This is a genomic window from Bacteroides sp. PHL 2737 (assembly GCF_004115325.2).
In the GTDB taxonomy this organism is placed as follows: Bacteria; Bacteroidota; Bacteroidia; order Bacteroidales; family Bacteroidaceae; genus Bacteroides; species Bacteroides hominis.
On the sequence record NZ_CP040630.1, the window covers coordinates 4,320,758 to 4,339,344 of the forward strand.

At 40.9% G+C, this 18,587-nt stretch carries 17 protein-coding genes and 1 pseudogene; 10 read left to right on the top strand and 8 right to left on the bottom strand.

All coding sequences use genetic code 11. From position 1 onward, the window contains the following. Nucleotides 1-4: 4 nt before the first annotated feature. The 8 genes from DBK98_RS17905 (at nucleotide 5) to DBK98_RS17940 (ending at nucleotide 7,766) form a co-directional block, all read left to right on the top strand. Complete coding sequence (locus tag DBK98_RS17905) at nucleotides 5-1,240, top strand: hypothetical protein (RefSeq protein ID WP_032536107.1); 1,236 nt, start codon at nucleotides 5-7, stop codon at nucleotides 1,238-1,240. 31 nt (nucleotides 1,241-1,271) lie between these two features. Continuing rightward, a complete protein-coding gene (locus DBK98_RS17910; RefSeq protein ID WP_032536108.1) occupies nucleotides 1,272-2,555 on the top strand; it encodes a carboxypeptidase-like regulatory domain-containing protein in 1,284 nt (427 codons plus the stop codon). A 43-nt stretch (nucleotides 2,556-2,598) separates the two neighbouring features. Then, on the top strand, nucleotides 2,599-3,174 hold the full coding sequence (locus tag DBK98_RS17915) for a histidine kinase (RefSeq protein WP_032536099.1): 576 nt from the start codon (nucleotides 2,599-2,601) through the stop codon (nucleotides 3,172-3,174). Nucleotides 3,175-3,297: 123 nt separating this feature from the next. Further along, nucleotides 3,298-3,810, top strand: coding sequence for a gliding motility protein GldL (gldL, locus tag DBK98_RS17920; protein ID WP_032530462.1), 513 nt, complete (start codon nucleotides 3,298-3,300; stop codon nucleotides 3,808-3,810). A gap of 9 nt (nucleotides 3,811-3,819) precedes the next feature. Beyond that, nucleotides 3,820-5,139: a GldM family protein gene (locus DBK98_RS17925; RefSeq protein WP_032536100.1), complete on the top strand. Its 1,320-nt coding sequence runs from the start codon at nucleotides 3,820-3,822 to the stop codon at nucleotides 5,137-5,139. Nucleotides 5,140-5,146: 7 nt separating this feature from the next. After that, complete coding sequence (locus tag DBK98_RS17930; RefSeq protein ID WP_022012592.1) at nucleotides 5,147-6,244, top strand: OmpA family protein; 1,098 nt, start codon at nucleotides 5,147-5,149, stop codon at nucleotides 6,242-6,244. Nucleotides 6,245-6,271: 27 nt separating this feature from the next. After that, the gene (locus DBK98_RS17935; RefSeq protein ID WP_032530459.1) at nucleotides 6,272-6,700 is read left to right on the top strand and encodes a BT0820 family HAD-type phosphatase; all 429 of its coding nucleotides are present in this window, start codon (nucleotides 6,272-6,274) and stop codon (nucleotides 6,698-6,700) included. 16 nt (nucleotides 6,701-6,716) lie between these two features. Then, nucleotides 6,717-7,766 (top strand): mannose-1-phosphate guanylyltransferase, encoded by a 1,050-nt coding sequence (locus DBK98_RS17940; RefSeq protein ID WP_032536101.1) that lies wholly within the window; start codon nucleotides 6,717-6,719, stop codon nucleotides 7,764-7,766. Between the two features lie 174 nt (nucleotides 7,767-7,940). On the opposite strand, the gene DBK98_RS17945 is transcribed toward DBK98_RS17940, so the two are convergent. From DBK98_RS17945 to DBK98_RS17980, 8 genes and pseudogenes are all read right to left on the bottom strand, one after another. Beyond that, nucleotides 7,941-9,176, bottom strand: a complete 1,236-nt coding sequence (locus DBK98_RS17945; protein ID WP_032536109.1) for a sodium ion-translocating decarboxylase subunit beta — start codon at nucleotides 9,174-9,176, stop codon at nucleotides 7,941-7,943. Continuing rightward, nucleotides 9,176-11,008 (bottom strand): biotin/lipoyl-containing protein, encoded by a 1,833-nt coding sequence (locus DBK98_RS17950; protein ID WP_005806891.1) that lies wholly within the window; start codon nucleotides 11,006-11,008, stop codon nucleotides 9,176-9,178. Before DBK98_RS17950 ends, DBK98_RS17945 begins: the two co-directional genes overlap by 1 nt. Before the next feature lie 34 nt (nucleotides 11,009-11,042). Next, nucleotides 11,043-11,300 carry an OadG family protein gene (locus tag DBK98_RS17955; RefSeq protein WP_005806892.1) on the bottom strand — a complete coding sequence of 86 codons (258 nt, stop codon included), beginning with the start codon at nucleotides 11,298-11,300 and terminating at the stop codon, nucleotides 11,043-11,045. Between the two features lie 174 nt (nucleotides 11,301-11,474). Next, nucleotides 11,475-12,274 (bottom strand): annotated as a pseudogene (locus DBK98_RS17960) (5'-nucleotidase C-terminal domain-containing protein). 173 nt (nucleotides 12,275-12,447) lie between these two features. Continuing rightward, the gene (locus DBK98_RS17965; protein WP_005806896.1) at nucleotides 12,448-13,509 is read right to left on the bottom strand and encodes a M42 family metallopeptidase; all 1,062 of its coding nucleotides are present in this window, start codon (nucleotides 13,507-13,509) and stop codon (nucleotides 12,448-12,450) included. 45 nt (nucleotides 13,510-13,554) lie between these two features. Then, on the bottom strand, nucleotides 13,555-15,360 hold the full coding sequence (locus tag DBK98_RS17970) for a radical SAM protein (RefSeq protein ID WP_157173559.1): 1,806 nt from the start codon (nucleotides 15,358-15,360) through the stop codon (nucleotides 13,555-13,557). Between the two features lie 345 nt (nucleotides 15,361-15,705). After that, nucleotides 15,706-16,833, bottom strand: a complete 1,128-nt coding sequence (locus DBK98_RS17975) for a radical SAM/SPASM domain-containing protein (protein WP_005806903.1) — start codon at nucleotides 16,831-16,833, stop codon at nucleotides 15,706-15,708. 51 nt (nucleotides 16,834-16,884) lie between these two features. Next, nucleotides 16,885-17,214 (bottom strand): hypothetical protein, encoded by a 330-nt coding sequence (locus DBK98_RS17980; protein ID WP_005806905.1) that lies wholly within the window; start codon nucleotides 17,212-17,214, stop codon nucleotides 16,885-16,887. Nucleotides 17,215-17,829: 615 nt separating this feature from the next. Here DBK98_RS17980 and DBK98_RS17985 point away from each other — a divergent pair. Together DBK98_RS17985 and DBK98_RS17990 are read left to right on the top strand one after the other, a co-directional pair. Further along, nucleotides 17,830-18,066, top strand: a complete 237-nt coding sequence (locus DBK98_RS17985; RefSeq protein ID WP_232307357.1) for a hypothetical protein — start codon at nucleotides 17,830-17,832, stop codon at nucleotides 18,064-18,066. A gap of 67 nt (nucleotides 18,067-18,133) precedes the next feature. Then, nucleotides 18,134-18,481 carry an SH3 beta-barrel fold-containing protein gene (locus tag DBK98_RS17990; protein WP_005806907.1) on the top strand — a complete coding sequence of 116 codons (348 nt, stop codon included), beginning with the start codon at nucleotides 18,134-18,136 and terminating at the stop codon, nucleotides 18,479-18,481. Nucleotides 18,482-18,587 lie beyond the last annotated feature (106 nt).

The following is an 18,587-nucleotide window of genomic DNA, read 5'->3' on the forward strand; positions in this document are numbered from 1 at the left end:
CCGTATGAAGAAGAAATTGATAATTATAATCGGCCTGCTCCTCTCCTGCCCTGTCATGATCCATGCGCAAGTGGCCCGTAAACTCAGGGAGTTAGGTCTGGAGAATATCCGCACAGCCGAAGCCGGGGGAACAACCATCGCTGCTTTTGAGGACAATGTATATCGGGGAACTTATCGCGGAATAGGAAAAGCGATTGTCGCCGGAATGGAAGGCATAAGTAACGGAAATCTGGAACTGGTGGCGCTGGACGGAAACGGCATTCCCCAACTGAGTATCTGTCTGCCGGATACATTGATAACCGGTTACAAGGCCGGTAAGATAACGCTGAAAGAGGTATACGAACGAATGAGCCTGAGTTACAGCACCGACCGTCCCATGCGGTTATTGAAGGAAAGCACAGAAGTGATCAACCGCTCGGCATGGAAAGCGGACATCGTCCTGTATCCGGAAGTATCTTTAGAAAACTCGACTTTTGAAAAATTATATTCATATACGGTGAATCTGTCTCCTGCCGTGGAAATGGCTTTATGGAAAGGAGCAGAAGCAACAGCACAGGTGGTTTTCCCCATCGCAACCAATATGAAAGGGGAATACCGGAAGATACGGCCGGGTGTGATGACACTCTCACAGGAGATAAGGTTCCGTAACAACTTTCTGGGACGCATCGTGATAGGTAACTTTACCAATCACCGGATCGGCGCACAGGCGGAAGTGAAATACCGCACCGGGAACGGACGTGTGGAACTGGGCGCACAGATAGGAACAACCGGATATTCGGCCATCACGGACGAAGGATGGTATATCGGGACAAGGCAACGCATCAATGCGGCTGTGAAAGGTTCGCTCTATGTTCCGCAATTCAATGTCCAATTGGATTTACAGGCCGGAAGGTATCTATACGGCGACTACGGAATAAGAGGTGACTGCACACGCCACTTCGGAGAATATGCTGTGGGAGTATACGCCATGTACGTAGAAGGAGAGGTCAACGGGGGCTTTCATTTTGCCATCCCGTTGCCCGGAAAGAAATGGAACCGGAACCATGCTATAAGAATCAAGCCGGCCGAATTCTTTTCAGCCGAATACAGCATGGTGTCATGGGGTGAGTATGCCGATAAGAAAATGGGATATACCTATCAGACACGTCCGGCAGAGAACCGGAACAGCGGATACTTCCAACCGGAATATATACGATACTTCCTGATCAGAAGTATCGAAAAAGAGAGAAATAAAAAGTAATTTTAATATTTTCTTAATGACAAAAATGATTATGAAAAAAAGTGACTTATTTAAGATAGGTGTGTTGCTGGTGGCAACTACCTTGGGAACAACCGGATGCTCTTTCGGCGAAGACGAGAAGAAGCCGGAAATAGTAGTGGACCCTGCCGAGAAAACGATAGAGTACTACATCGCAGGTAAAGTTACGGAAGGAAGCACTGCTCTGCCCGGTGTGGAAGTAAAGGCAGGCGAGGCTACAGCTACCACAGATGCGGAAGGAGCATACAAACTGACGGTAGACAGTAAGAAAGCATATACCGTTACTTTTACAAAGGAAGGATACCTGAGTATAGATAATGCACAGGCAACCATTGCAGACAATGCGGAGAACCGCAGCATGGTGAGCTTAAGCGTAAAACTAAGCAAGCAGAGTCCCGCCAAGGAAATAGATGCCGAAGCGACAGAAGAAATAATTGTAACAGACAAAGGGCACAGTGACATGACAAAGGCGGAAGCAGCCGTAATTGTCCCTCCTGGAGCGATTGAAACAACAACCAACGTAAGTATCACTCCTTATGAAGAGCCTGCAGCCGCCACAACTACCGTGACAACAGGAACTGTGGAAACTCCGGTGGCTATTGCCAATATCGAAGTAGCAACAACGGAGGCCGTGACACTTGCCAAACCGGTCACGCTGGCAGTGGTGAACAAAGCCTCGGAGAATGCCACATTTGAGGACGTGGAAGTGTACAACCAGAAAGCGGCAACAAGAGCCGGAGAAAGCTGGGACAAAGTGGCTGATGCTGCCTATGACGTGGCATCGAACAGCTATACATTTACATTACCTGCCGGAGCAACACTGTCCGGCAAGTATTCAATGCGTATCAAAAGTAGCAAGACTACCGGTTCTGAGCAAATAGGCGAGACAAACAAAGAGGAGAAAAAGAGTAACGAAGGAAATATGACAGCCATCCCTGAATATAAAATCAACTTTGAGGCAACAGCCGGATGGGAATATACAGTGACTCCGGAAACAGCATTAACCAATGCCGGTGTAAACGCTACGGATGCAAAAGGAATGGCATCTATGATCAACAGTGCCATCGAAGCGCAAGAAGGCACGACAGGCATATACAAAGTGAATCAGGAACTGGTGGCCGGTATCAGCGGTAATCATATTCTTTATTACCTGAACCAGGCCAAATATTGCGAAAAGAAATACACGTTCAAAATCAGTGGCGGAAGAACTGTAACGATTACTCTGAAATTTTATACGGGAATGAAGATAACTTACACCAATGTGGAAGCAAGCCAACACTCGGGAGGTAAAGTTTAAAATCTATCCTGTAAACACCATTCTTTTAATAAATAACTAAATTATGAAGCTGAATAATATAAAAACAGTATTGCTCTTGGTAGGATTGCTGATGGCATTCGGAAATATGAAAGCACAGGACAATCCGTTCAAACCGGAGTGGTTTGTGTCGGGAGGTATAAATGGACTATCGGCTTTAAACGGTTCGGCAAGCAACATGCTGGGAGGTAAAGTATCCGGTGGAGTGTGGTTAAACAAGATTATCGGTCTGCGTGTCAACGCAGAGGCCGGTAATGTGTGGCTGAAAGGCGGATACAACGCTGTAACGGCAGGTGCCGGAGCAGACATCATGGTGAGCTTGATGAAGAACTATACAAATGAAGACAGCAAGTTCCGGCTGAATGCGATTTTCGGATTGGGATACAACTACTATTCATTTGATAACGACTTTCCGAATTTATCGAAAACGAATACGATAAGCGGTAATTTCTCTCTGCAGGCTGCCTTCAAACTGAACTCGAAACTAAGTGTCTTTGCAGAACCGGGAATTAAAATCAGCACCAAGTTCTATGATGTGGAAAATAAGGATGATGTGTTTGCCGCCGGCATGATGACCGTAGGCGTAATATACAAATTCTAATAACTCAGAGATTCTCCACAGAATTACACTGATTGGCAGCGGTCGTTTTTATACCGATAAAAGAAATGATCAACCGGGTAAAAATCGGTACACTCTGTGGAGAATTCAAAAACGGATTGACTAATGAAATTAAGTAAATTCTTATCGAGCAGAACAGGAAAACGTTTCTATAACCTCTGTTATTGTTGGGGAGCCTGTCTTGTAATTCTGGGAGCTGTATTCAAAATAGCTCACATGCCTTATGATAATCTGTTATTGATGATCGGATTATTTACGGAAGTATTCATTTTCTTCATCTCCGGATTTGATGAACCGGCAAGAGAGTACAAATGGGAAAGAGTGTTTCCGTTATTGAATGACAAAAACGCAAACATAAATCCGAACACGGGAGTAGCAGACACGCTGGTGACGGAAAAGTACCTGCAGCAACTGAAAAGATTGGAAAGCAACATCGGAAAACTCAATGAAACATACGAAGCACAGATTAAAGGCATGACCGAACATGCCAGGTCGTTGAACGATATGAATTTGGAAGAGTTGAAAAAAGAAATGGAAAAAATGGCAGCATACATCGAATTGCTTAACAAACAATACAGTCAGATGCTGAATGCCATGAACGTAAAAACAGGGAAATAACAGAAACACATGGCTAAATATACATTACCGCCAAGACAAAAAATGATAAACCTGCTGTATGTGGTGCTGATTGCCATGCTGGCTATCAATATATCATCGGATGTCTTGGAAGGATATGGACTGATGAATAATGATTATCTTCCACAAATAGAGCAGTTGGAAGAATATAACCGGACTTTACTGGAACGAATCAACAACAGCCGGAATGACCAGGCAACCTTATCAGCACAGAGCATAGACGCAACAGCAGGGAAGCTGATGGGCACACTGGAAGAACTGAAAGAAGATATTGCCCGGAAAGCGGACAAAGAAAAATATGAAACGGGAAAACTGAAGGCTAAAGACGACCTGAATGCTGTGCCGGAAGTATTCCTGTCGGTGACCGGAGGCAAAGGCAAAATGCTCAGGCTCTCACTGGAAGCATTCAAAGCGGAGACGCTGTCACTGATTAAAAATGAATCACACCGGAAACTGGTCGGCACTTATCTGGATACGGAAGGACCGGGCACAGGCATTTCCTGGGAAAAAGAGACGTTCTCCTACCTCCCTGCCATCGGTGGAGTGACATTTATAAACAAAATACAGGAAGAGGTGCTGCTGTGTGTAAACGAAGTATATCGGTCATTGCTATATGAAGAAGCGGAAGACGGAAAAAGCGGGACCTTTGTATTTATCAATGAAGACCAGATGATAGTAAATAGAGACGGAACGGTGGATTTGCCTGTAGTACAGATTACACCCACCTTAACAAGTATCTTGTATACCGACTATGAAAACCCGTTAAATATACTGACTGCGGGAATCCCATTCAACGAGGTGACATTCAATATGACTAATGGAAAGATACTTAAAAGAGGAAATCAATGCATCGCCGTTCCCAATGAAAAAGCACAGACAGCAACCATAACCGCCACACAGATAAAAAACGGAGTGGCAAGACAACTGGCCGAGTATCGATATACCGTAAAGGCATTGCCCGATCCGACACCCTATATCCTCTGTACGGATGACAATGGAAATACAGTGCAATACCGAGGAAATGTACCCATTAACAAACGGCTGGTATCCAACATGACACAATTGGGGGCTTCAATCAGTGATGGTCCGAAAGCCAACTACGAGATTAACAGTTTTGAAATGGTATTGATTAAAGGAAACAGTAAAGCGGTAACTTCAATAACCAACACCGGAAACAAATTCTCGGCCAGGCAAATGGAATTGATCAGACAGTTGGAAAAAGGAGATAAACTCTATATCACTTCAATTGTCGTGACCGGTCCGGGAAACAAAAAGAAACAGATTGCATCAATAAATGTCGTATTAATATAGCACAACCATGACAGGTATATTGGGATTGAAACAAAATAAATGGATCGTTGGGGCAGCACTGCTACTGACAACTTGTAACTTACAGGCACAGGAACAGCCAAACGTCAAGGAAAAGTTTGAAAAAGGTAATTGGTTTGTATCGGGTGCTCTGAATGGAGAATGGATGACCAAGACTATCGGTAACGTGTATGCAGGCGGCAAAGTCTCCGGAGGAGTATATCTGACACCTTTCTCGGGCTTCAGGGCCACTGCGGAGATTGGTAAGAACCGGATAGAAAATAATGCAGAGGCCACACAACTCAGCGCAAACCTGGATTATATGCTGACTCTGATAGGAAATAATGGATTCAAAAGATTCAACCTGACGGCTATTTTAGGTGCCGGTTTCAACTATTATGACTTTGGAGACAATGACCCGAAATACACAAGAGTAAACACTATTTCGGGGAACTTCTCAATTCAGGCTTCGTACAATGTAAACAGAAAGTTCAGTGTATTTATAGAACCGGGATTGAAGATTTTACCCAAATACTACAACAAGGAACTGAACAACAAAATTTATATGCAAAGCAACCTGACAATCGGACTTGCATATACTTTCAGAGATAAATATCGGAAGAGTATAAATAACAGTACCCAATCACTCTATATGCCGGAAACGGATCTTCTGGAAATAAAGCAGAAAGTAGGGATACTTTGTGAAGAGGTAATGCAAATGAAACAGGAATTAAAGGAACGCCGGAAGATAATGGATGGCCAGAACTTAATGATTGTTCCGCAAAAAGATGCACTCTCCATCGACATCATGTTCGATGAATTCAGTTCATTCGTCAGTGAAGAACAGGGACAGAAGATAGATGGTATAGGTGAATGGATGAAGGATAATAACTCAAGCATCCAAATCATTGCTTTCAGCGATAATCTTACAGATAAGAAAGCAGACCGGGAATTGCGCAGCCGCCGTTCGGAAGCCATCCGAAAGATATTGATAGAAAAACATCATATCGCGCCCGAACGAATCACCGAATCGACTCCGGAAGCAATGGGATATGAAAACAAAACGGGATGCAATGCCATGATTGTATACATTCCCGAAACTAAATAATAATAACCATTCACACACACTAATTACATGACGATTGCTGTTGATTTTGATGGTACCATCGTAGAACACCGCTATCCGAAGATCGGTGAAGAGATTCCATTCGCCACAGAAACCCTGAAGATATTGGCCAAAGAGCGTCACCGACTGATTTTATGGACTGTACGCGAAGGTGATTTACTTGAAGAAGCCATTGAATGGTGCCGGCAGCGGGGGGTCTCCTTCTATGCCGTCAATAAAGACTATCCGGAGGAAGAAAAAAATCATCACGGATTCTCCCGCAAACTGAAAGCAGACCTTTTCATTGATGACCGGAACTTGGGAGGTTTACCCGACTGGGGAACCATCTACCAGATGATCCATGAACAAAAACCATACGAACCCGTTCTATCTGACAGACAGAAATCGACCGGTGATTCAAACTGGATAGGGAAACTGTTCGGCAAACGTAACAAATAAAAGGAAAGGACCAACGATGAATAATCATGTAGTAATTATGGCCGGTGGCATAGGAAGCCGCTTCTGGCCGATGAGTACACCGGAATGTCCCAAACAATTCATAGATATATTGGGATGTGGGAAAACACTGCTCCAATTGACAGCCGAAAGATTCGGCAACCTTTGCCCGCAAGAAAACATGTGGGTAGTCACATCTGAAAGGTATAAAGACATTGTTCAGGAACAATTGCCGGGTATACCGGAAAACAACATACTGGCAGAGCCCTGTCCCAGAAATACGGCTCCTTGCATAGCGTATGCCTGCTGGAAAATAAAAAAGAAATATCCGGATGCCAACATTGTGGTCACTCCTTCTGACCAAGTGGTGATTGATACCACCGAGTTTCGCAGAGTAATAGATAAGGCACTCTCGTTTACGGATAAAAGCAGTGCCATCATTACACTCGGAATAAAACCCGGGCGTCCGGAAACCGGATATGGGTATATTGCCGCAGGCGAACCCATAGCAAGGGATAAAGAAATATTCCATGTAGAGTCTTTCAGGGAAAAACCCAATAAAGAGACAGCCGAAAAATATCTGACGGCAGGTAATTATTTCTGGAATGCAGGGATTTTCGTATGGAATGTGAGAACAATCACAGCAGTCATGCGGGTTTATGCACCGGGCATAGCACAGATCTTCGACCGGATTTATCCCGACTTCTATACAGAACGTGAGGAAGAGACTGTAAAAAGACTATTTCCCACAGCCGAAAGCATTTCAATAGATTATGCAGTGATGGAAAAAGCAGAAGAGATTTATGTACTGCCCGCAAAGTTCGGATGGTCCGATTTGGGAACCTGGGGAGCACTGCAGAGTCTGTTGCCCAAAGACAAAGAAGGCAATGCCACAGTAGGAACAGATGTCCGGATGTACGAAAGCCGGAACTGCATGGTACATACTTCACAAGAGAAACGGGTAGTCATACAAGGTCTGAATGACTATATCGTGGCTGAAAAAGACAATATACTGCTTATATGCCAATTATCGGAAGAGCAACGAATCAAAGACTTTTCAAAAGAATAAATGTTGATCCCTTTCAATATTTATAAGTCCCGGTTTAATGCCGGGCGTAGGGGCGTCCCGATGTGAATCGTGGCAGCTTTTATTTGTTTTGTTTGTGTGTGTTCCTCCGGCCAGGCGTGGTCGGAGGAACATTTTTTATCACCTATGATAAACCGGATACCCTTCCGGCTTCAATTAAGACAGAAAAGAGATCAGCACCCCTGCCGCTACGGCAGACCCGATCACTCCCGAGATATTGCTGGCCATGCAATATTGCAATACATGATTTTTAGGATCATATTTCAAGGCAATGTCATTGGCTACACGGCTGGCCATAGGAACGGCACTAAGTCCCGTAGCACCAATCAGCGGATTAATCTTTTTCTTCGTAAACAGGTTCACCAGTTTCACAAAGAAGATACCTCCTGCTATAGACAACGCAAAAGCCAGGAATCCTCCTACCACAATGCCGATAGTCGTCCAGTTCAGGAAGGCTTCACTCGTCATAGTGGCTCCTACCGACAAACCCAGGAAAATGGTTGCCGCATTCATTATACTATTTGAAGCCGCATCAAACAGACGGAAAGTATTGGCACCGATCTCTTTCACCAGGTTACCGAACATCAGCATACCGATCAAAGGCACTGCACTCGGTACAAAAAGAGCTACAACCGTAGTCACCACAATCGGGAAAACAATCTTCAGTACGCGGAGATTTTTGATTTCCGTTTTCGAAGGGTATTTCTTTTCCTGCTCTTTCATATTAATGCTCAGTTCCTTCTTGGTACACAAAAGCCGAACGACCAATGGTATGATAACCGGAACCAGTGCCATATAAGAATAGGCGGCAATCGCAATCGGTCCCAACAGATGAGGAGCCAGCTTAATGGTGGTAAAGATAGCCGTAGGTCCGTCCGCACCACCGATAATTCCCAAAGAAGCCGCTTCACTGGGTGTAAATCCCATTAGGATAGCTACCAACAATACGGTGAAGATACCCAATTGGGCCGCAGCCCCGAAGATCGACAGACGCAGATTGCGAAGCATCGGCCCGAAGTCCGTCAATGCTCCCACTCCCATAAAAATGGTCGGGGGAAGAAACCCTGTCTTTATAAGCATATAATATACAAAGTTCATCAATCCCAATTCATGAGCAATATCATGGAGAGGCATCTCCCAGATATTCTTCATTACTCCGTTCACCAAGATCATGCCATTCTCGTCAGCCTGTATCACTCCCATGCCTCCACCGGGGAAGTTAGCCAGCAATACTCCAAAGGCAATCGGCACCAATAAGAGGGGCTCGTATTGTTTCTTTATACCCAGATACAAGAGAACGAAGGCGATGACATACATCACCAAAAACTGCGGTTCGGCAACAATATTGCTGAAAGCAGTCATATCATATAATTTTTCAAATATTCCGTTCATCATCCTATCTTCATTAATACATCATCTTCAGAAACCGTATCGCCGGGATTTGCAGAAATAGCTGTTACCGTTCCACCAAATTCAGCACGGATGGCATTATAGGTTTTCATTGCTTCCACGTAGCAAAGCACATCACCTTCTTTTACCGCATCGCCTACCTTGAGCGGAGTCTCTTGCGCATTCTTCACCAGGAAGAATTTTCCTTCGAGCGGAGAAAGCACCTCTTTTCCCTCACCTGCAGCAGACGGCTGTGAAGCCGGTGCAACAGGCAGTTCCGTATCTCCGTAAGCAACTGTCACCCGGTAAGCTTGCCCGTCTACCTGTACTGTAAGTGTTTTGGGTTTTGCCTCTTCAGCAGGTGCCTGTTCTTTCTCCGCCCTGCGTTTTGCCACATCGGCCAAGAAATCTTCTTTCGCTTTCCCGCTCTTATAAGCTTCATATTGAGCCGGATGCATCGCATATTCAAAGAGTTCTTCATCGTCCTCGCCTGTCTCCCACTTCTTTTCTTTCATCAGTTTGCGATATTTGTCAAGATCGTCCGGATAGTTATCCTGCGGATTTCCCTCAAAGAATTTCCTTCCTTCTCTCTCGGCTTTCTCTATTATCTCAGGAGCGAGCTTGCCCGGCAGGCGTCCGGCTTTACCCAGAATCATATCCCAAATATCATCAGCAATCATTCCCCAACGCTCTTTTCCTTTCTCCATCGCGATAACATTCATCATCGAGAGATTTTTCACATACTGACTGAAGGGAGTTACCAAAGGAGGATATCCGACGCGGGGCCATACATAAGCCACTTCGTTGAACAACTTGATCAGAAGCTGATCTTGTGTCATGAAAGGAAGATTGTGTTTTGCCTTATACTTATTAATGGATTCCAGATTCGTTTCCAAATCCGCCATCAGGCTTCCCATCATTCCGCCCGGAAGTCCCGGAGCTATCAATAATGAATTCATCAGCCGGTTTTTCGGACTGATATACAGCCCCAGAAAGTCGTCCATGAATTCCTGAATCAGGGCCCGCACCTTCATATAGGCCTCCATATTAATCTCAGGCACCTGGAATCCCGCATCCTTCAACATGGCCTGCACACTCAACAAATCGGCATGTCCCGTTCCCCATGACAACGGTTCCATTCCGACATCCACATAATCACACCCGGCCTCACATACTTCCAAAATGCTGGCCATATTAAAACCCGGTCCCGCGTGACTGTGATATTGAATAGGAATATCGGGATGTGCTGCTTTGATATTTGCCACAATCTTGCCTAAAGAAACAGGGCGTCCGATACCTGCCATGTCTTTAATGCAAATCTCGTCCGCCCCTAATTTTATCAGTTCCAGTGCCATATTGGTGTAATACTCCACCGTGTGAATCGGCGAATGGGTGATGCAGAGTGAACACTGCGAAATCATTCCCGCTTCTTTGGCATAAGTGATGGAAGGTGCAATGTTACGTACATCATTCAGCCCACAGAATGTACGGGTGATATCCGTCCCCTGTGCTTTCTTTACTTTATAAAACAACTTACGCACATCGGCCGGAACCGGACTCATACGAAGCCCGTTAAGGGCACGATCCAACATATGGGTTTGTATTCCGGCTTCATGGAAGGGCTTCGTCCATGCGCGCACAGATTTATTGGGGTTCTCACCAAACAATAGATTTACTTGTTCAAAACCACCGCCGTTTGTTTCTACCCGGGCAAAACATCCCATTTCAACAATAGCAGGTGCTACCTTCACTAACTGGTCTACCCGAGGCACATATTTACCGGCAGACTGCCACATGTCTCTAAAAACCAGACTAAATTTTACTTCTCTTTTCATTTCCGTTTTCGGTATTATTCTATAAGATTAATTTTCAGATTTTCTCGATTTTAGTCACTTTCCCTTTTCCTTGTGTCACTACATTGACAGCCGCTGTAATGGCTGCAACAATATTACCGGGAATAGGAGCTGATACTTTAGCTCCCTGTTTCACAAGAGGTTGTTCCTCAGGGACATATTTATTAACTAAAGAGATGAGTAATTTTCCTAAATAGATCACAAGAAGGAGAATAGCAAAGACAGTTGCCATTCCGACTACCATCAGCAGAAGCGCTGTTTCCAGATTTTCCATATAAATTAAATTATTAGTAAACAATGTCGATTTGCAAAAAATCGTTCGAATTTAGCAATAATTTATTAATAAGTGAAAGACAAAAAACTTAAAAAACACAAAAGCGATCAGATGGCTCAAAATGTGTAATTACATTTTAAACCGTCTGATCGCTTTTATCTTAGCTCTATTTTTTTACTTTTGCACTATGGGTATCGGTGCAGCCGCAGACGAAATAAACCCTTTCAGACTCTTCAAATAATCGATAAAAGCCGTGGTTGTTTCAAGTTTCTGATTATTAAAATCTCCTATTTCATAACCTGAAAATAATTTGCTGTCATAACCGTCACCACCGGAAGTAATGAAAGCATCCAACACAACAATACATTTATCGTCATCACGGATTATCTTATTGGTACGGCAGTCGGTTATCGTTTCAATATTTCCTTTAGAATTCAAATGTAATTTTAAGTAAGAAGTTTGCAGAAAACCATTTTTATTTCTGCGTCCATCGTCCAACAACTGCTTCAATCGTTCACCCGTAAATTCATAAGCCACCACATTGCCACCGAATGGAAGCACATTACCGGCACGCAACCTTGTGACCTTTCCGGCCGGAATACTGGCACGTAAGCCCCCGTAATGATTCACTCCAATCACAGGTAATTTTTTCAATTCATCCGCCACACATTCACTTTGCAAGAAACTCTGCACGTAGGCAGCAGTCACATAAGCTCCCACAGATGTATAGTCCCACTTATTAACGGTACGGTCATGGATCAAAGCATCCTCATCGCTGGCAAAGGCTCCATGGAAATCGTTAAACGATACAAGTGACAAGGTATCTGTCACATTTCCCTTGACAGCAGGTATTACAGTATTCGATTTATGCTCTTTCCCTTTTCCACTTTGACAGGTGTCTGTGCTCCTACCCCCGTAAAAAAGCATAGCATCAACCCCAATGAAGCAATCTTCCGGATATGCAATTTTTCCATAAGTATATTCTTTTATTTATCAGCTACAAAGGTGAAAATCTATTGGATGCAACACTATATGTCAAAATTGGACGCTAACTCTATTTATATTTCATTAAATTGCTGTAAGAAAATTATAAATAAACCCAACTAACTAACAACTAATATGATTCATTTTCGGACACCCTCAATGATCATCGCATCATTCTACCATCTGATTTGATAATAATGTGGTATATTAAATCTATTGCAGCATTTATATCATCCAAATCACAAAGTTCTACGGGCGTATGCATATATCGGCAAGGAATGCCTAAACTTATTGTTTTGATGCCACTTTGAGTTTGTTGTAAAACAATCGCATTTGTACCGCCTACAGAAATCGGTCTTGCAGAAATTTGATACTTAATATTCTCTTCTTTTGCAATATCCTCTATTAGAAATGTCAGAAGAATAGTATTGTCAATACTTTTATGAATGACAACACCTTTCCCCAAAGAGATGTCTCCAAACTTCGATTTGGGGCAATTTGGAACATCTGTTGCAAAATCCACATCAATACTAATCGCAATATTGGGATTCATATTATATCCACAGATTATTGCACCTCTATGCCCGACTTCTTCTTGTACAGAGGCAACTCCGCACACTTGATAAGGCGTCCCTTTGTATTTAGATAATCTCTTTATTACTTGACTTATAATGTAAACACCGACTTTATTATCAAGCCCTTTAGATGAAATTCTTTTATCAGATAGGTATATCATATTAGGTTTCCATGCAACAACATCACCTATCGAAATCTTACTTTTTACTTCATCAGAACTTAATCCTGTATCAATCCACAATGTATGTAAATCAATATTTTTATTACGCTCTTCAGGACTTATTAGGTGTATAGGAGTTTTTCCTATTATACCATGAATTTCCTCTCCTAATGATGTTTGGATAATTACTTGTGAACCCGGAATGCACTGTACATCAACACCTCCATTTCGACGAATATAAACGTATCCATTATCATCAATATATATCACTTGGAATCCTATTTCATCTATATGAGCTTCTAATAAAAACTTTAGCTTTTTCTTGTCGTTACACTCATTTACTATGTTGGCATAGCAGTTCCCCATAATATCGGTATCCGTTGAATCGACATACGGAACAATATAATCTATAAAAAGTTTCCCTGCTTGATTCTCAAATCCCGAAACACTATTTATTGACAATAAACTATTTAGAAAATCCAATTCCATACGATATAATAATGAGTTATCTATTTAATCTTGCTCTCGTTTATTCTAAACTTTTTTCCAAATAACAGATAAATTATCGTCAAAGTTTTGATAAACAGCCATACACTCTTCCTCTACATTTTTACATTCATCAGTGATAATAGCACTTGTCCTAATAATGTTGGCAATTTCTTGAAATGACAATTTACCAGCAGACAAGGTAATCAAAGCATTTTCCAAATTACTATTCTTAATATTATCCCCTGATTTTGATATACGATAGAACGCAACTCCATCAGAACTTAAATGAGTGGTTCTATATGGTATTGCACACGATATATCCCTTTTGCATATGTCCTTAAATCCACAAAAACCGCCTCGGGCTATTGGCTCGAAATAATTTCTGTAATTTGCTTTTGATTTCAATATCATAGACCACGGCGTTTCGATGGAATAATTAGTATATAGATAAAAAATTTCTTGAATCTGTTCGTATGAAATAGATTCTATTAAAGATAAATATTCTTTATCAATCTCATTATTAAATTTATTTCTTAGTTGCCAAATCTTATATTGGTTCAGCTGCTCAGTTTCAGCAAAAACAAAGGAACAGCTTGCACCTCGTATGCTTCTTTTATCTATAATTTTCAAACCATACTCTTCAGGATGATTATACATTGGGGAGCCTGGTGTTGGAGTAAACACCGACGAACTAACCTCCACATGTCCTGGAGCAATATGCATCAATTTCTTGGCAAAATTTAATGTTTTCTCAAAAGTGTATTCTGTTTCAAACGCTCCGCCAATTATAAAGTTAACATAGATATATGGGATTCCTGCTTCCGCTATTGTTTGTGTAACAAACTCCAATTGCTCGATAGTTACTCCTTTTTTATATGCATCCAATATCTCTTGACATCCCGATTCTCCACCCAATTGAATTTTAACCAATCCCGCCTGTTTTAATAAGGGCAGAATATCTATATTTTTAGATAAGACATCAGCTCGTGCTTCGCAATACCATTTAATTCGACCTTGGTATTTATCTATCATTCTATTACAAAATTCCTCTGTTCGTTTCCTATTTAGAATGAATGTGTCATCCACAAGATTGATATATTTAATATCGTAAGTTTTAACAAGATAATCTATTTCTTCTAAACAAGAATCTATACTGCGAACACGTAAATTTGTATGCTCACGACCACCTTCATAACAAAAAGCACATCGTCCCATACACCCACGTCCTGTTATTAATTGAGAAAAAGTTACTTTGTCTGGATCTAAACAATACTTTTCCCTTTTAGGATAACCGAATTCATCTATGTTAGGATTTTGTTTCTGTGGTTTTGTTACAATTAATTTCTTGGACGAATTACAATAAATCAGCCCATCTATATTTGTAAGAATGTCTTCGCCCAATGCCTCTGATTGTATCAGTTTTAGGAATGGTACTTCTCCCTCTCCAATAATCCCACAAGTAACATTAGGGACTAATTGCATCGTCCCATACGGGTCACCTGTGACTTGGGGACCTCCAAGAATAATGTGAAGTTCTGGACAGTTTTTTTTCAACAAAGGTGTTAATGCTCTTAGCGCCCATACATTATCACTGTCCACATAAAACCCCAAAATACGGCATAAGGTTTTATTTATTAGTTTTGGAAGTAATTCAGAGATTTTATCAAAAGAATTATAGTATTTTATCTTTACATTACACCCGTATCTGTCTGCATATTCCGCAAGGTAATATTGACCTAATTGACCTATGCAATACGAGGAAAGCATATCAAAATAAGGATTAGCAGACAATTGAACTAATAGTGCGTCAATGTTTGTTATTCTACCGACAACTTCATTTTTATTTTTCATAAATCCGTCCATCTAAAGTAATTTTACTTTCTAAAAATTGCTGGTAAACAATGATGGGTAAAGTAAATATTAAAAGTCATTATATATCAATATTGACATTATAAAATAAAAATGGAGTCTGCTTAACCTTACTTGTTAAACAGACTCCTGCGAAACATTAGTCGCCGCCGTAGCCACAGATACTACAACCAGATGCGCACTCAACGTCAGCCTGAAGCTGTGCGATCTCTGCCTCATTAGAGTTTACCAATGCTACAGCATCCAAAAGCAATTCATTGTTTAACATATTATAAATGAATTAAAAATAACGCCTCCACTTTACGGCTATCGGCTTCTCCGGTTTCCTTATTCTGTTGCATAAAATTTCTTCTCAAAATCACAACACACTTGATAACACTTGATTGCTGCTTTAAGATTCAAAAGTTCCTGAGAATTCAAGTTGTCCTTATTCTGCATATATTTCCTGATTTGGTACGAACTTACAACCTTTGCTTCAGCAAGCATTATTTGACAAGTCCTTCTATCTCTACGACTGACATCACCTCTTTCATTGAAATTGCGTGCGCAACATGTTCTGCATAATTTTAATATGTCACATTTCATGCATTCATCATCAACGAATCTTGAAAAATCAGAGAAATCAATAGTATTCAGATAATCCAATATATCAGTTTTCCCATTAACATTAGGTAGAAAATGATGACAAGGAAACAAACGTCCTTCTACATCATATGCTACAAGTTCATCTACCGCACCGCATGTTTTTCCGTACTTTTCATTCGGCTCGTTATTAAGCAAATGAAGATAGGAAGCTTTCTTAAAAAGATTGATAGGGTTAACGCCTGGATGGGAAAGATAATAATCTGCAATCCTATTTAGCTGTTCTTCATATAGCTTTCCATCTCCTTTCTGCCAATCCTCACCCTGAGCCGGTTTTGCTTCAATATGGTAACCTTGTTCATGAAAATATATCAGTTCATCGGCAAATTTCGAAAGAGATTTTCTTGGTACAGTCATACTCAAGAAGCGATGGGGCATAGTATCTAACACCCAATTGATTGGTAATTCCGATGAATGGCAACCTCTATTACATTCCTGAACATCATCTTTACCATCAACAGACATAACAAGATTCAATTTCTCTTTATGTGCCTTAAACCAATCTTTCTTTTCATCATCAAGTAAAGTTCCATTAGTGGTTATGAAAATATCCACTTTGACATCTGTAATCGTGTCCCATATCCATGTACACAATTCTTTTATCAAATCGAATTTCAACAATGGCTCACCTCCAAACAAGTTAAATCGTACACCATCCTTATTGTTCGACTCACGTGCCAATTGAACTTCTCTTGACACAACTGACTTTGCAGTTTCCAAAGTCATGTTTTGAGACGTTTTATACTTCTGATAACAATAGATACAATTAAGATTACATCTATATGTCAGCATCAAAAAACACACTTTCTGCATAATTCAAATATTTTAATGTTAAGTTCTTATATCGTAGCTATTTGATAATTCTTAGCGTTTTCGCGCATAGGTTACATTGTGACATTTATTGCATACCCAAACTTCAAAGTCTCCATCCTTCCCTGTAACATCTGTATCATAGCTTCCACAATGGGCACACTTATGTCCACCTACAGATTGAGCGTGCGACAATACTCCTATCAAAAAAAAACCTACAAGAAGTCCTACCCACCAATAAGATGATAATATACCTGCAGTTATACCACCAATAATTCCTATTATCCAAATTAAAGCAGGAAATTTTGCCATCAAAAAGCCTATTATTCCATACAAAAAGCAAAGGACAAAAAAACCTATAACTATTCCGATAATTGTTCCCATATAAGTTATTTTAGCATTATTCTAAATAGCCTTTAAACGAGGGTATTGAAAACAAAAAATGTTTCAATAGACGTTCGTCTTTTGAAACACCTTTTTTGTAAACAAATCAAAAGCAAGAAATAAACAAAATCAGACAGATAATAAATAGGTTTTTATTAATTCATAAACAACTATATATTAGTCCATTAATGTGATAAGCAAAAGAGAAAAATCATTTTTTTTATTAAACATTTTGTAGTTCTAAAAATACCCTCTATCTTTGCGTTCAATTAAACGAACGTCTATTAAAACACTCGCTTTTTCATCTAATACAATACTATATATCAAATATTTACTCTATCAAAAGCGTTCATTTTTTCTTTAATTCCGCTTTTATTTGCCTGCCGATAGATTCCTTTCTACCTTTGCAACAAATTAACAACATTTAGTTATTAACAAAATAAAAGAAATTATGGACAAAGAAAAAGGATTATTTCAGATTGCGGACAAAAGTGTAAAAAAACGCCATTAGCAAAACACAAAAAACCTAATACAGAAGTAGTTAAAGAAGTAAGAGGTAGAAAAGAAGGAAAACCAATAGAAGGAATTACTTCGCACAAAGCAGAGCTTATCAGAGTGTTGATAGAATCTTACATAGAGGATGCAAACATACAAAAGATCAATACATGTCAGGCTTCACTCGCACGCTACATCTACGAAAAAGGACTAATCGGAAACATTAAAAACGGAATATTTAAACCATTATCCATCAGTTCAATATTAGTCTATATCAGCAGCATTTGGGAAGAAGTGGAAAACGACAAACCGCACAAAGCCATCATCCGCAAAAATACGCACAATGAATTATCATAATCCGTCTTACATGAAACGCCCCCTATCTTCGTGGCGATAACATTTTATCAACTTAAAAAATATACGTATGAAACGGAAAAAAAGACCGGCATCACAGAGTGAAGCCATGAAACTGAGATGGAAGAAACGGATTGTCTTTGAGAAAGGATATACCGAGCAGTGTGCCGAATGGATGGCAGAGCGTCTGGAAGCATTAACAGACCACCTGCAATACGGGCACGCAGTTATTGCTTATCAGAAGCAGAACGGAGACTTCAGGCTGGTGAAGGCGACACTGATCTATTACGAAGCGGAATTCCACAAGAAGTATGATCCCACAAAAATAGAAGGTGCCGTAGTCTACTGGAATGTGGACGAACAGCGGTGGACAACGTTCCAGGTGGAGAACTTCATGGAATGGAGGCCGATGCCATAGGGTGGGCACCACAGAATTACACGGATTTTCACAGATGAATTATTTCTATTTTGAGGAATCAAGTGAAAACGTCTTTGGGAATCCGGGGTAATTTGTGATGAATGTT